The organism is Litorimonas cladophorae (assembly GCF_014652455.1).
GTDB classification, from domain to species: domain Bacteria; phylum Pseudomonadota; class Alphaproteobacteria; order Caulobacterales; family Maricaulaceae; genus Litorimonas; species Litorimonas cladophorae.
Window position 1 is genome coordinate 654,151 of record NZ_BMYV01000002.1, and the last position, 14,202, is coordinate 668,352.

13 protein-coding genes are annotated in these 14,202 nt (G+C 51.0%); 10 read left to right on the top strand and 3 right to left on the bottom strand.

Annotated features, from left to right (window positions below):
* Positions 1–39: 39 nt before the first annotated feature.
* Genes IE073_RS10745 through IE073_RS10755 form a run of 3 tightly spaced genes read left to right on the top strand, consistent with a single transcriptional unit; the run spans position 40 to position 1,496 of the window.
* Positions 40–549 carry a DUF805 domain-containing protein gene (locus IE073_RS10745; protein WP_189585517.1) on the top strand — a complete coding sequence of 170 codons (510 nt, stop codon included), beginning with the start codon at positions 40–42 and terminating at the stop codon, positions 547–549.
* Between the two features lie 27 nt (positions 550–576).
* A complete protein-coding gene (locus tag IE073_RS10750) occupies positions 577–1,011 on the top strand; it encodes a DUF805 domain-containing protein (RefSeq protein WP_189585520.1) in 435 nt (144 codons plus the stop codon).
* Complete coding sequence (locus IE073_RS10755) at positions 1,011–1,496, top strand: DUF805 domain-containing protein (RefSeq protein WP_189585523.1); 486 nt, start codon at positions 1,011–1,013, stop codon at positions 1,494–1,496. Before IE073_RS10750 ends, IE073_RS10755 begins: the two co-directional genes overlap by 1 nt.
* Here the strand turns inward: IE073_RS10755 and IE073_RS10760 are convergent.
* Positions 1,493–2,293: a TspO-related membrane protein gene (locus tag IE073_RS10760; protein ID WP_505744192.1), complete on the bottom strand. Its 801-nt coding sequence runs from the start codon at positions 2,291–2,293 to the stop codon at positions 1,493–1,495. The genes IE073_RS10755 and IE073_RS10760 overlap by 4 nt on opposite strands.
* Before the next feature lie 109 nt (positions 2,294–2,402).
* On the opposite strand from IE073_RS10760, the gene hpf reads away from it, so the two are divergent.
* The 6 genes from hpf (at position 2,403) to IE073_RS10790 (ending at position 9,097) form a co-directional block, all read left to right on the top strand.
* Entirely contained in the window at positions 2,403–2,972 is a 570-nt protein-coding gene (hpf, locus tag IE073_RS10765) for a ribosome hibernation-promoting factor, HPF/YfiA family (RefSeq protein WP_189585529.1), read from the top strand.
* A gap of 176 nt (positions 2,973–3,148) precedes the next feature.
* The gene (locus tag IE073_RS10770; RefSeq protein ID WP_189585532.1) at positions 3,149–3,619 is read left to right on the top strand and encodes a PTS sugar transporter subunit IIA; all 471 of its coding nucleotides are present in this window, start codon (positions 3,149–3,151) and stop codon (positions 3,617–3,619) included.
* Between the two features lie 87 nt (positions 3,620–3,706).
* Complete coding sequence (locus IE073_RS10775; protein ID WP_189585535.1) at positions 3,707–5,860, top strand: RNA degradosome polyphosphate kinase; 2,154 nt, start codon at positions 3,707–3,709, stop codon at positions 5,858–5,860.
* On the top strand, positions 5,861–7,384 hold the full coding sequence (locus IE073_RS10780; RefSeq protein ID WP_189585537.1) for a Ppx/GppA phosphatase family protein: 1,524 nt from the start codon (positions 5,861–5,863) through the stop codon (positions 7,382–7,384).
* 212 nt (positions 7,385–7,596) lie between these two features.
* Positions 7,597–8,190 carry an HNH endonuclease gene (locus IE073_RS10785; RefSeq protein WP_189585539.1) on the top strand — a complete coding sequence of 198 codons (594 nt, stop codon included), beginning with the start codon at positions 7,597–7,599 and terminating at the stop codon, positions 8,188–8,190.
* A 52-nt stretch (positions 8,191–8,242) separates the two neighbouring features.
* On the top strand, positions 8,243–9,097 hold the full coding sequence (locus IE073_RS10790; RefSeq protein WP_189585541.1) for a hypothetical protein: 855 nt from the start codon (positions 8,243–8,245) through the stop codon (positions 9,095–9,097).
* On the opposite strand, the gene IE073_RS10795 is transcribed toward IE073_RS10790, so the two are convergent.
* Positions 9,094–9,510, bottom strand: a complete 417-nt coding sequence (locus IE073_RS10795) for a SufE family protein (RefSeq protein WP_233350021.1) — start codon at positions 9,508–9,510, stop codon at positions 9,094–9,096. The two genes, IE073_RS10790 and IE073_RS10795, sit on opposite strands and share 4 nt — an antisense overlap.
* 190 nt (positions 9,511–9,700) lie before the next feature.
* On the opposite strand from IE073_RS10795, the gene IE073_RS10800 reads away from it, so the two are divergent.
* Positions 9,701–11,314: a sensor histidine kinase gene (locus IE073_RS10800; protein WP_189585545.1), complete on the top strand. Its 1,614-nt coding sequence runs from the start codon at positions 9,701–9,703 to the stop codon at positions 11,312–11,314.
* A gap of 91 nt (positions 11,315–11,405) precedes the next feature.
* Here IE073_RS10800 and IE073_RS10805 read toward each other — a convergent pair whose 3' ends face one another.
* Positions 11,406–14,123, bottom strand: coding sequence for a cellulose biosynthesis cyclic di-GMP-binding regulatory protein BcsB (locus tag IE073_RS10805; protein ID WP_189585547.1), 2,718 nt, complete (start codon positions 14,121–14,123; stop codon positions 11,406–11,408).
* Positions 14,124–14,202 lie beyond the last annotated feature (79 nt).

Sequence of the window (14,202 nt, forward strand, 5' to 3'; positions counted from 1 at the left end):
CGCGCCCCTCTCGGGCGGAGAATTTATAGGACAAATACCATGAACATGATCGATGCAGTGAAATCCGTACTCACGCAATTTTTTGGATTTCGCGGGCGAGCTCGACGATCTGAATATTGGTACTGGATTCTAGCCACGATTTTGGTGGCAATCGTTATCGCCATCATTGAGGCCTTGATGGGGATGGGAACAGATGCTTCTGGGCCGCTCTCGACGGCCTTTAATCTGGCCATCTTTTTCCCAGGTCTCGCGGTGACCTTTCGACGGCTGCACGATATCGGTCGAACAGGTTGGTGGATTGGCGGTTTTTATCTCGCTCTATTCTTTGTAGCCCTCTTTGCGGGTCTGATGATGGCTGTGTCCTTAGGTGGAGGCTCAGGCGGGAATTCGGGTTTCGCCGCTGCCGGGAGTTTAATGCTAATTGCTGGTTTGGCTATTCTGATTTATGTCGTCGTAATGTTGGTTTTTCTGTGTACAGACAGTCAGCACGGTCCAAATAGATACGGCGCCAATCCAAAGAATGAGGGCAATTATGATGTCTTCGGGTAGAAGCGACCGTCGCAATGAGGCTTGCAAATGCTAGGGTTTGGCGAAGCTGTCGGATTATACTATCGTAATTTTTTCAATTTTCAGGGTCGGGCCTCGCGTGCGGAGTTTTGGTGGCCCTTCCTAATGCGAGCCATCTTGCACACGGGCTTGATTGTGGCATTCTTGGCCACAATAGATTTTGGCGCAGCGGAGGGTGACGAGTTTTCAGAGGCTTCGTTAGGTGTTCTCGTCGCTTGGTTGGTGTTTTATTTGGTGAACATTGTACCCAACCTGTCAATTGCGGCTCGCCGTTTCCATGATCTTGGACAAACGGGATGGTTAGTGCTCGTTTTCGTGATCCTAAATGCTGTTGTTGGCCTGACTTGGTTTGCGCAAATGATTTGGTTTGCTTTTCCCGGCGATGTTGGTCCCAACGCATATGGAGCGGACCCATTTGGCTATGACACGAAGGTATTTGAATAATGCTTGATTTTGGTACAGCAGTTCGAAGCTATTATCGGAATTACACCAACGCAGATGGTCGCGCCCAGCGTTCGGCTTATTGGTGGGTTTTACTATTTCAGCTTATTATCTACGGTGTTCTCGCGACCGTTGTGTACATGTCAGATGGCTTTTCTGACTGGTATCAAATGATCAAGAATGCCGCAGAAGGTGGCACGCCCGATTTTGGCGTTCAGTTGGGGATCAGCGGAAACCTAGCTTTGACGTTGGGGGTCTTTTTTGCGATCGGAAACTTCCTACCGCAAATTATGCTGGAAATTAGACGCTTTCACGATTTGGGGCAATCTGGTTGGCTCGTGCTCGTTTTCAGAATTCTTGGCGTTTTACCAGTTGTTGGCAATATTGCGGGACTGGTGAATATAATTTGGTTTATATTTCCCGGCACCGTGGGTGGAAATCGCTACGGCCCCGACCCTTTGCGCAAAGATCCGGACGTTTTCGGCTAGACCTTGTGTTTTGTCGGCGCTTCGGACCTGAGAGTGGCCGCCAAGATCACAGCTAGGATGCCAATTACGGCAACGCTACTGATCCAAGTCGATCCGCCAGCGCCAAAATGCCGAAGCGCGAGAAAGCCCAGTCCCCAAACGACAGGGAAGGCGTAGATCATATTTGCCGCGCCTTGGCGCAGAACGAAAATCACCCACCAGAGTGCCAGTCCTAGAACCGAAAGGGCGGTCCCTGTCGCACTCCAGCCCAGTGTTTCAACATAGCTCCAAATCAATCCATTCAAACCGACAAACACGGCAATAGAGCACCATCCCGCGATCAGACTAATGGGCGTGAGAACGAAAAGTTTCTCCATGGTGTCGAGAGCTTTCCTGCGGTGGGTCAAACGCACCATCGAAATTACAAGCGCGATCATGGAGGGTATGAAAATGAGAGTCGCCAAAAGTTCGACAACTGAACTCGGGGCAAATGAAGTTACCAGCCCCCACAACACAATCCCCCACAAGCCAGCCGCGACCCACCACCCTGTTGTACGAAAGACCTCACGTGTCTTATTCGTGCCCATCATTTGGACGACCGCGTAGATCAGTATTCCGATGAATATCGGCAGCCAAATCGAGAAGGCGAGGGTATAGGGAACAAGCAAGTTCTCCGACAAATCTGAAAACTCCGACGGACTGCGTGCAGAGTCCATGAAAAAACCTAGCGAAGAGCAAACCCAGATCAGGGGAGCCGCTAAAAGATTTAAGAGTTGCCGGGCAAAGTCGAGATACGAATTTTTGTGAGTAATATCCATATGGTGTCTACGTGACAGCCAACAAAATGTTGCAAATTATTCCACAAGACTGTTCTCATGTGATATGTGGGAGGTCTAAGACCGAGAAACCCTATCAGAAAGGTTGCCCATGCAAATCCAAATCGTCTCCAAAGGAATCGATGTTTCACAAGCGCTTCGAGAGCGTATCACTGACCGGTTAGAGGAAATGATGGATAAGTATATACATCGCGAAGGCGAGGCTCAGGTGAGCATTGCGCGAGAGGGATCAGGTTTTCGAACGATATGCTCTGTGCATTTACCGTCTGGATCGACGATGGAAGCGCAAGGTGAGGCGCAGGAGGCCTATCCCGCTTCAGATGAGGCGTTGGAGCATATGGAAAAGCGTCTAAGGCGCTATAAGCGGCGTTTAAAAGACCATAGTCAACGGGCAAAAGCCAAAGAAGCCTCTATGTTTGTGTTGGAAAATCCCGTCAGCGATGATCTGGATGCAGACGACGCCCCGATCAAGGACGAGCCGATGGTGATCGCTGAAAGCGTTAAGCACATTCGAACCTTAACACCTGGAATGGCTGCGCTTGAACTCGGCTTGGCCGATTCTGGGGTCGTGGTGTTTAATAATGCCCGACACGGAGGTATAAATGTCGTATTTAAACGTGCCGATGGTCATATTGGTTGGATCGACCCGAAATCGACCTGAATTGGGTCAAAATTTTACCGACATCGTTGTAAACTGACCGCTGAAGACTGCATTTGACGTTATTGTCGGGTGCAGATATGGAGCGCCAACCGTCGGGAAAGAGAAGTCTTTCCCGACCAGCCTGGCTGAATGCCACGTGAGTCGCCGGACGACCTAGTGAAAGTGTGAACAGGGATATGAGTGACGGTTTATTTTCATCGGAAAGTGTGATTGTTGATCTGCAAGTTGGGTCACAAAAACAGCTTTTCCAAGAGATTGCGCTTCGTCTTATCTCAGCGAACGGCTTAAACGTTTCGTGTCGAGATATCGTCGCCGCGGCTGTCGAGCGTGAGCGGCTCGGATCGACGGGCGTCGGCAATGGAGTTGCGCTTCCCCACGCGCGTATCGAAGGGCTCGATCATGTTGTCGCAGGTTTTGCGCGGCTGACCGAACCAATGGACTTTGACAGTGTTGATGGTCGACCAGTTGATTTGGTCGCTTTCTTGCTAGCGCCAGCTGACGCGGCGGGCGCTCATTTGCGGGCGTTAGCCCGCGTTTCGCGTCAACTTCGTCGTGAAGATAAGCGCTCGAAACTGCGCGCCGCGCCTGATGCCCTGAGTGTGTTTACTATTCTCTCTGATGAATCAATTGCGACAGCAGCCGCTTAACCAATATAAGCCCTAGCTTGTGTTAGAGGTGTCTCACTGTCATAGTGAGACTTCGCACTTGTGCCACGAAACTAGAGCTATTTTCACGTGAAACCCAACAACCCGTCCCGACTATTCAACCGAGAGCTTTCTTGGTTGTTTTTCAATACGCGGGTTTTGGAGGAAGCCGAAAATCAAGATGTCCCGCTGCTAGAGCGGGTCAGGTTTCTTTCTATTTCAGCTTCTAATCTTGATGAGTTCTACATGGTACGCGTTGCGGGCCTCCGAGAGCAAGTCCGTGCAGGTCTTCAAGGTGATGACCCAAGCCAGTCACCGCCCGCAGAGCAGCTCACAAAAATTGATCGCCGCGCGGGTAAAATTGTTGCTCGGCAAAATCGGTGTTGGGGGAAACTTCAGCGTGAGCTTGCGGCCGAAAAAATTAATGTGCTGGATATGGATGCCTTGAGCGATGCTCAGCATGTAACCCTGCGCGAGTCTTTTGATGCGGATATTTTACCTCTGCTCACGCCCCTTGCTGTCGATCCTGCGCATCCCTTTCCATTTATTCCCAATTTAGGTTTTGGGATTGTGTTAGGTTTGCAGCAAGCAGGTAGGGACCCTTTATTTGGTCTGATCACAGTCCCTTTAAACGTTCCGAGGTTCGTAGAAATTAAGGGATCTGGCAAAGATCGAAACTTCGTCAAAATCGAAGACGCTTTGCACGCTTTCGCACCTGAAATTTATCCTGACTTCGAGATTACATCTTCAGGCGTATTTAGGATCACACGGGATAGTGGAATTGCGGTGGATGAGCGGGCCGAGGATCTCGTCCTTCATTTTGAAAACTTGCTACGTCAACGTCGTAGAGGTCTCGTTATTAGGCTTGAGGTCAACCGACAAATGGACGTGAGCTTGCAAAACTTCCTCACGAGTAGTTTTGATTGCGCTGAGGAAACGATCTCGAACAAAGCCGATATATTGGGTTTATGTGACTTGTCCCAATTGGTGAAAGTCGGACCGAAAGCACTCCTATTCCCAAGTTTTTCTGCGCGATTTCCTGAACGAATTCGCGAATTTGACGGTGACTGCCTAGCTGCAATTGCGGCCAAGGACATCGTGGTTCATCATCCCTATGAAGAATTTGATGTTGTTATCCAATTTCTTCAGCAGGCCGCGCGTGATCCGAATGTGGTTGCCATTAAACAGACACTTTACCGGACCAGCGAAGATAGTCCGATCGTGGGGGCTTTAATTGACGCGGCTGAGTCTGGGAAAAATGTAACGGCCTTAGTCGAGCTTAAGGCGCGATTTGATGAGGCGTCCAATATGCGGTGGGCGCGCGATTTAGAGCGTGCCGGCGTTCAAGTCGTCTACGGCTTTGTCGGATATAAAACACATGCGAAAGTAAGCTTGGTTATTCGCCGTGAACAAAAAGAATTGCGTAAGTATACCCATTTGGGAACCGGCAATTATCACGCTGAAAATGCGAAAATTTACACCGACCTAGCCTTGTTTACCGCGGACCCAATTATCGGAGAAGATGTAGGGAAGTTGTTCAATTTTATGACGAGCTACAACGAACCGCGGGGCTTAAAAAAGCTCTCTATTGCTCCGCTCACTCTCCGCGAAGATTTACTGAAACATATGGATCGCGAGATTGCACATGCCCATGCGGGGCGCCCTGCTACGATTTGGGCAAAGATGAATGCGCTGGTCGATCCAATCATTATTGAGAAACTCTACAGCGCGTCACAAGCGGGGGTCAAAATTGACCTCGTTGTTCGCGGTATTTGCTGTCTGCGACCAGGCGTCGAGGGCATGAGTGAGAATATTCGGGTAAAGTCGATCATCGGACGATTTCTTGAGCATTCTCGCATTGTCTGTTTTGGAAATGGAGAAGAGCTGCCATCAGATCAGGCTCTCGTCTACATCAGCTCAGCGGATTGGATGCCGCGAAATTTGAACCGTCGCATAGAAACCTTCGTCCCAGTTGAGAGCCCAACGGTACATAACCAGATCTTGGATCAGATTATGATGGCGAATTTACTCGACAATGCAAATAGTTGGGAATTGCAGGCAACGGGTAGATATGTGCGTGTCGCGCAAAAAGAGGGTGTGCCTCGTTTTTCAGCGCATGAGTATTTCATGGAAAACCCTTCGCTGTCTGGGCGGGGAACGGCGCTTGCCGATTCGGCTCCAGCCCATCTTGAAAACGCCGATATTTCTGATTCCCAGATTTTTCATCCAAAGTTGGTTAGTTAATTGTCCGCAAATGCGCATCTGCGACAGCTCGCAGTCATCGATATCGGGTCTAACTCCGTACGTCTCGTAATCTACGACGTGTTCGGATCTCACTTCACTCCCGTGTATAATGAGAAAATCTTAGCTGGGCTGGGTCGCGATTTACGTCGCACGGGGCAATTGTCTGAAGACGGGAAAGCGCAATGCCGTGATGCCTTAGCGCGATTTTCTCAAATCATCTCGGCCCGGGGTTTGGCGGACCCTCTTGTCGGGGCGACAGCCGCATTAAGAGAAGCAGAGGATGCGCCTGATTTTGTCGCTTCGATCAAAAAAGAGACAGGACTTGATATAACTCCGATTTCGGGTGCGGAAGAAGCCCGCTTATCTGCGCTGGGATTATTGTCAAATAATGACCGTCGTGCCGGAATCGGTGCGGATTTGGGAGGGGCTAGCCTAGAATTAATGCGGGTAGGGCCGGAACTCAAAGCCGATCACGCGGAGGTCCAAGGCGTGTCACTTCCCTTAGGCCCATTTGATGCTGTTGGGGGCAATCTCGCGGTTTTGAAGACTGACGATTACGCCGCGCGCGTTGAAGACATAGACGCGGCGTTGTCCAACGTGCCGCATTATCTTGATGGCGAAGACACGCTTTATTTAATCGGGGGCGCATGGCGAAATCTAGCGTCTATACACCAGCAGAGAACAGACTACCCCATGCGCACTTTGCAAGGTTATCGCCTCTCATTCGAGGCTGCGTCGGAACTGGCCCACTGGGCTTGGACCGAGGGACTCAATGACGTTCTGAATTGGTCGGGAATGCGGAAAGCGCGCGCCGAAACGCTTCCCTATGCAGGCTTAATGCTGGAACGCTTGTTAAAACGCTTTGCGCCAAAATCGATCGTCATTTCTATGGCGGGCCTGCGCGAAGGACTTGTTTGGGACACATTGCCCGAAAGCCTCAAGGGCCGTGATGCGCTTATCGATGGATGTCGTGATTTTGCACGCGGATCTGTCCAAGCAGAACATTTCGGACCGCCACTTTATCGTTTCATGTCGCCCTTGCTTGCGTCACTACCTTGCGGTTTTAATGAAAGAAATGACGCCCGTTTAATTCACGCCGCCTGCCACCTGGCTGGGTTAGGGAAAAACCTGCATCCGGACTATCGGGCGGAACTTGTGTTCGAAGATGTGTTATACGCACCCGTTGCGGGACTGACACATGCGGAACGGGCCTTCCTCTCCCTCGCACTTTTTCGAACCTACACGGCAAAGCGTAAATCGCCCGTCCCGGGCCTGATCAAAGCCCTGTTGAGTGAGGAGCAACGCCACACTGCGGCCTGCATTGGTGAGGCCATTCGTTTAGGTATTGTCGCGACGGGCCGTACGCCGGCGCTGCTAGATGACTTTGAGTTGGATGTGAGAGGCGGTGAACTCCACTTGCTTTGCAAAGCCAATCGTTCACGTATGGTAACGGAACAGGTTTTTTACAGACTCGCTAAACTCGCGAAAATGCTCAATTTGAAGCCTGTCAAAGGCGAGATTTGATGCCAAAGGTTGACTTGGTTTTGTGAGCGTTCTCCGCTCTCGTTCAGAAAACCGCGATCATTTGTGGCCTTGCCCGGCAGTTTCGTCGCACTTGTCATGCGAACGTCTTTCTGCGTAGGCTGAGAATTATAGCAATAGGAATAATGGAGACGCGCTTTCAGCCTTATCATTCGCTACATGGATTCCAGTTACCTGTTTGACGGAGAACGTAAATGAGCGCCGTGCCTCAAGGCCTAGAGCGCTTGTCAGCGGCCGCGCCTGTGACTCAGGGAAATTATCCGTGCTTAATTTTAAACGCTGACTATCAACCGCTATCTTATTTTCCGTTGTCGCTTTGGTCCTGGCAGGATGCTGTAAAAGCTGTTTTTCTCGATCGGGTAAATGTCGTCGACCATTATGAGCAATGCGTTCGGAGTCCCAATTTTGAGATGCAAATGCCATCTGTCGTGGCCCTCAAAGATTATGTTCCGCAAAATAGATCACCGGCTTTTACGCGTTTTAATCTCTTTTTGCGCGACGGCTTCAAATGCGCTTATTGCGGTTCGCCCCATGAGTTGACTTTCGATCACGTTATCCCTCGACGTCTCGGAGGTAAGACCAGCTGGACCAATATTGTCGCCGCCTGCTCCGATTGTAACTTGAAAAAAGGCGGGCGATTGCCGCGCGAGGCTCGCATGTTCCCAAGCGTCTCGCCCCTGCAGCCGTCTATGCATCAGTTACAAAGTCAGGGTCGTCGATTTCCGCCCAATCACCTGCATGATAGCTGGTTAGATTATCTCTATTGGGATGTAGAATTGAAGCCCTAGACCTATACGTGCGCATTCGGTAGCAGGGTCAAAATGGGGAGATTGACAACTAATGACTTACACTGACCCTGGTGCGCCAGAATATGAATTTGACTGGCAAAATCCAAACCGAAAGACCTTCGATTTTGGTCGGGTTATGTCTAACGCATTTACAAGTCTGTTGGCATTTCCAAAACCGCTTCTAATTGCTTTAATCGTCGGGTTAGGTTTTACGGTCGCCTCCGCAATTTTGATGACAACGCAGCTAAGCGAAATTGTTACGTCTTCCTCGCCCGAGGAGTTTATACTTGAAGGGGCCTATTGGGGATGGACAGCTGCGGTCAGCCTCTTTGGACTTTTGCTGACAGTCTGGTTTCAGCTTGTCGTAATACAAACCTCTTACGCGTCGATCACAGGTACGGACGTTCCTGCAAACACCCACAGCCTTGCGTTGCGATTGACCATCCCGATGTTTGTAACGGCCCTCATCTATACGATTGTTTGTTATATCGGGACAATCCCACTTCTCATCGGCTTCATTTTCGTCTGGCCAGGCTGGGCTCTTGCTGGGCCGATGATGGTGCACGAAAATAAGGGTATTTTCAGTTCCCTAGGTGCCGCTTGGACGTTTGCGAAAGGGAATAAGCGCTACATCATACTGCTCTTATTGGTCATAACGCTTATCGGCGTGACCGTTTACTCTGTGGCGCTAGGTATTGGGATGGTTCTGACAGGGGTCAATGTAATGGGAGGCGACCCTACCGCGGCGTTTAATATGTCGTTGGGTCAACAGCTCATATACAATGGGATCGCGGGCCTTGGGGGCTACGTCATGTATGCGTTGTTCGCGGCTTCGTTGACCGCTGCATATGTCGAGATCAAGACGATCAATGGTGGAACCGCGTCGGTCGGAGACGTCTTTACTTAACCCAAAGCCTCGGTCTTGATCCGTGCAATCATGGCGGCAAGACCATTTGCGCGTTGGGCAGAAAGATGTTCCGACAAGCCCAATTTTGACAGAATATCGTTCGCGTCCAGTTTGGAGATTTCTTCGGCTGTCCGCCCAGAATAGATTTCAAGCACGATAGCGACGAGCCCTTTTACAATGTGGGCGTCGCTATCTCCGCTGAATTTCCATGCGTCATTCTTCTGATCGCTGACCAGCCAAACCTGACTGGCGCAGCCCTTGACCTTATTTACGTCAGTTTTGGCCTCTAAAGGTAAAGGCGGAAGGGCCTTTCCAAGATCAATCACATGCATGTAGCGGTCTTCCCAATCGTCTAGAAAGGCGAAATCGTCGATCAGGTCTTGAATATTTTCAGGATAGGTCATGCAGGTCATATAGGGCGCGTTAAGCTAAATGTCTGCCCCAGATACTGTTGCGGAGCGCGTCAAATGGGTGTGCAATCGGTGCTCAACGGGCGTGAGAGGCGAATAGAATGGCCATGGACGGAAGAATTTGCTTTGTCATACAGATTAACCACGTTCTGGAGAAAACAAAGGGGTTTTCTCAACGGGCAAGGAGCCGGATTTGACCGTCACAATTCATCAGCCTGACCGCAGTAATATTATTGATAAGTGGCCTGTTTTCTTGCCGAGCCTTATTTGGTTGCTCGCATTACTGGCAACACTTTTAGCTGTCGCCTTGCGGGGCGGGGACATACTGGCCTTGCTGCCATTTGCTTTGGCTGCCGCAATTCCAGGTCTTTTGGGCCTGATACTCTCACGCTTTACGAACCGAGAATGGGCGCAAATTTTACTGATGTTGAGCTGGGCAGGTCTGGCGGTCATGGCTTGCGTGACGATGGGCTTTATGCCCTCAGCGCTGATTTTCATTGCCGTTCCTGCAATCGCGAGTTTGTTTCAACGCGAAAAAGTTTTGGAAGCAATTATCATTGCATCCCTTATTGGGGCGATCACATGGTTTGCTGGGCGTCTAGGATATCTTCCCGCGCCGCCCTTCATGGATAGCGCATTGGGCCGCGTGGCAAATCTCGCCGTGATGTCCGGATTGCTCGCGTTCATTTTAGCGACCCTGTTCGGGACAGCGTCCAGACGGTCGCAGGCTTCTATGGATACGGAGCGAACATATTGGCGTGATGGCGTCGAGGGCGGCCTATTTGAATATGACGCTGAAGACCGTCTTATCGGAACGAATGAGCAAGGGGCCGCCCAATTTGGGGGGCAACCGCCTAACTACTTATTGAATTTTCTACCGACTGAGCACGCTGACCGTTCTGCGTTCATGGCGTCAATCGATTCGGCGCGTCGAACGCGACAAGCTCAGGCGCTTCGCATCTCGCATGATGCCAGCGGGCTTGCCGCAAATTACGATATTCGGGTCACACCTCTGGCGTCCAAAGGGTGGCTTGTTCACGCTCATGACCGCACTGATGATGAAGCGCAGTTGGAAGTGCTGCGCCAGCAAGGCGCGACTTTCGCTCAGGACAGTACAGATAAGACGTTGTTCTTTGCGGGTGTAAGTCATGAACTTCGCACGCCGCTCAATGCGATAATTGGTTTTTCAGATATGATGCGGTCTCGGCTGTTTGGACCCCTTCCTGGAAAATACGCCGAATATGCCGATCTTATTCACGAGAGTGGTCAACATATGTTGGACCTCATCGGCGATGTTCTGGACCTGTCTCGAGTGGAAGCAGGGCGATATGAATTGAATTATGATACATTTGACGCAGCGGATGTCATTCGTTCGTCGATTAAAATGATCCGACCCGCTGCCGATGCCGCCGAAGTTGTGATCGATGTGAACCTCGATCTTGATCAAGCCTTACTGATACAGGCTGACCGTCGGGCCGTGCGTCAAATATTGCTCAACTTGCTTTCTAACGCCGTGAAATTCTCCAATAAGGGCGGGCGTGTTGACGTGGATGCACAAGCGATTGACGGTGACCTTGAATTGACGGTCACAGACACGGGCGTAGGCATGAGCGCAGAGGAACTCGCACATATCGGAGACCCATATGCGCAAGGCCAAGCAGGACAGCTTTCTGATAAACGCGGTACGGGTCTGGGTCTTTCTCTTGTGCAATCTTTGACGAAATTACATCACGGAAAGATGGATGTGCGATCAATCAAAGGCGAGGGAACGCGCGTTAAGATCATTCTGCCCCTGCAAGTCGACTAGCTGTACTTGCCGTCATAACAAAAAAAAGCCTGCTAATGCCTCGGACCAGGCATTAGCAGGCTTTATGTATCTCTCGGACCAGAGATAAAATTTAGTGACGTCCGCCTAAGCGCGAGGATGGGCCAGACACGCTCATCAGAAACAAGACTATCCCAAAGGCGAGGATCAACAACAGACCGTAAACAGACACTGTCCGATCGCCGAGCTGAACTAATCTTTTTCCGGGCATATCTTGCTTCATGGTGCTCCGTATTGACCGACCCGCGGGCTTGACTTGATCTTGTAGTCGATCCGTAAACAGAGCTGCCTCTTTCAACAAATCGGCATTCAAGATGTCCGTCTTTTTCGCTTTAAACCAGCGTTTTGTTTCGGTCCATTTTGCACGGGTTTGGCTACGTACCTCGTGGAATGATCCTACAGTTTTCACAGTGGGGGCATCCATATCGAACCTCCCGCGCAAGCCAGGCGCGACCGCTCCCGCATCGCGAAATGTTGGCTTCAGGCGCGGCATCACATTGACAGTTTTCTCGATGTTTGGTTGCGGGATAAATTTGGGGGCGGACGCGGCGGGCGACACACCTTCAAAAATGTCGCGCGTGGCGATGAAAGGTTCACCCTTATTCACAGGTGTGACGATCACTGGCGCGGACACGGTTTCAATTGAAGCGGCATCTGATTTGGCTTCAGATTTTCTGAAACTTGGCCAATTGATCGCGGGTAGGCTGACATTTGGCATTTCAAAATCTGGCCAATCGAAATCAGGCCACGCGACGTCTGGCATTTCAAAGCTGGGCAGGTCTAGGTCAGGCAGACGGAATGAGTCTGGCTTTGCCGGAAGGGTAAGACCAGAAACCGGCTGCGCCGTTTGTGCCATGATCACTGAAGATTTGTTCCATCGGGAGACACCACCTTGCAGCGCATTCCAATGAGCCGTTTCAACCAACTGACCGCTGCTGCGGATAAAGCTCGCGCCTGACGTAGCGGATATAACGCCCGTCAGTTTTCCATTTCCAGTGCTGTAAAGCGCTGCAACGCCGCCTTGGTTGACTTTCCGAGCTTGCGCCTGCGCCGACGCATATTGAACTGCGAAATCGTCCGCGCCTGTGCTGGCAAAGCGCTCTATGTCGGCTCTCAGCATATTGTCGCCTGCACTGGTACGACTTTGAAGAGCTTCGCGGAGGGATTTAGGCGCGCCATCGATGTATCGTTTGGCGAGGTCAGATGGGCCAATGATCAATCTGTGTTTGGCGTCACTTGCGTCTTCTTTGCGGGTGTAATCGGCCAAAATAAGACCCTGCCCAGAAGCTTTGGCCATTTTGCCCAGAACACGAAGGGAAGCTTCATAATTACGCGTATCCCGCGGCAGGATGATGTGACTTTCGGCCTCTGCGAAAACCCCACCGGTCGCGGTCAGGCGAGAAAGTTCGGTCTGAGGCGATGGGGCAGTCTGTTTCAACGTCAACCGCGACCCTTGCCCAATGGTAAAACTAGGACTGCCAAGTTCGGCCGACGCACAGCTGTAATCAGGCTTGGCATTTAATTCAGGTAAAACGCTGATGATGTTCGAAGTCGCATTTAATTTGCCAGCGTCAATGTCGAAGGCCACAGATTTACGCTTACGATCAAGTTTGGCCGCGCCCAATACTTCGCCATTCAGCGCAACCCGCAGCCGAGATGTATCGGCAACGTCGTCCGTAGTGGATAGACGTAACAAAAGTTCAGCCTTGGTCGCAACGGGGTCTTGGACGCTAAAGCGATAAGTTTGCGCACCAGACGCCCAATTATCGCCACTGTAGGACGAGATCGCTTGTCCGCCCCCAAGTTCAGATAGTCGCACTTTACCGTCAACTTTCATGACATTGTCATCAAGGCGGTTTTGAAGATTGATTTCGCCTAAGCTCGTAATGGGGCGTCGCGTATTAGGGAGCTGGCGTGTGGAGAAAATCTCTAACATCCGCAGAATTCCGGCATCTGTATCAGCGGTGAAGATCAGATCTGTCGGGCGACCTTTCCCGACAAAAATACGCGCGCCTTTGGAGTTCAAGATCATGGGGTCATCTGTGATGTCGAACAACCGATCTCGTTTAACCATCACGACATTAAAATCATTGCCGTGACTTGTAACGGAAAATTTCGGCACGCCGGGTGTCCGCAACGCGATACCTTGCGCGGCCAAGGCTTGCATATCGGTCCCATTGGCACCGCGAGCGATGAGCCCGACAGTCTTTGGCGACAAAGCGGGTTGGCTTAATTGTTCATCTACTTCGGCAAGGCTCATATTCCGACGTTTGGCCCGCCCGCCCATCCGCAGCGTTGAAGCGGCAAGATCAATTGACCATTCCCCATGGGCTGGACCGACGCATTCGGAACCCGCTGGCGTTGGATAGATAATACGTAAAGAGTTTCTGTGATCTCGTGCGTTTGCCGCGTCCAATGGAATGCGGGCTTCGAACCCACGACCATTTGAAAGCACAGGAACAGGTGTGGCGTTATTGAATTGAACTTGCAATGGCGCGTTGGCGGCGACGCGTGTCAGGGGGTCAGCTGACAGAGTCAGGACAATTTCAGATGTCCGTTCTGCCGGCGGTAAATCAAAATAAAGTTGAAGCGTCGGTTGTCGCCAATCCAATGTCCGGGTGGAGCGAGATGAGTCACCTTGGGTGATTTCTGCCAGTGACGCCGTGTAGGACGTTTTCTGAGCCTTAGGTAAAGCGTCCAGATAGCTCGCAGCATAACCTGTCTGTGGCAAGGCTGCTGTGCTAAGTAAAAGCACCATTGCCGCGACGCGACTTGTATTGTGGTGAAACATAGTCCGATGCCTCAAGGTTAATATGAGGTTACAGACGCAAGCGAGATGCCAGATATGATGTTAAGGGTGAAAAAACTTC

Bases quoted from the DNA above. Each gene is read 5' to 3' on its own strand.
- IE073_RS10770 (WP_189585532.1), top strand. From the start codon at position 3,149: ATGAGTGACGGTTTATTTTCATCGGAAAGTGTGATTGTTGATCTGCAA.
- IE073_RS10795 (WP_233350021.1), bottom strand. From the start codon at position 9,510: ATGACCTGCATGACCTATCCTGAAAATATTCAAGACCTGATCGACGAT.
- IE073_RS10745 (WP_189585517.1), top strand. From the start codon at position 40: ATGAACATGATCGATGCAGTGAAATCCGTACTCACGCAATTTTTTGGA.
- IE073_RS10805 (WP_189585547.1), bottom strand. From the start codon at position 14,123: ATGTTTCACCACAATACAAGTCGCGTCGCGGCAATGGTGCTTTTACTT.
- IE073_RS10790 (WP_189585541.1), top strand. From the start codon at position 8,243: ATGACTTACACTGACCCTGGTGCGCCAGAATATGAATTTGACTGGCAA.
- IE073_RS10755 (WP_189585523.1), top strand. From the start codon at position 1,011: ATGCTTGATTTTGGTACAGCAGTTCGAAGCTATTATCGGAATTACACC.
- hpf (WP_189585529.1), top strand. From the start codon at position 2,403: ATGCAAATCCAAATCGTCTCCAAAGGAATCGATGTTTCACAAGCGCTT.
- IE073_RS10760 (WP_505744192.1), bottom strand. From the start codon at position 2,293: ATGGATATTACTCACAAAAATTCGTATCTCGACTTTGCCCGGCAACTC.
- IE073_RS10750 (WP_189585520.1), top strand. From the start codon at position 577: ATGCTAGGGTTTGGCGAAGCTGTCGGATTATACTATCGTAATTTTTTC.
- IE073_RS10785 (WP_189585539.1), top strand. From the start codon at position 7,597: ATGAGCGCCGTGCCTCAAGGCCTAGAGCGCTTGTCAGCGGCCGCGCCT.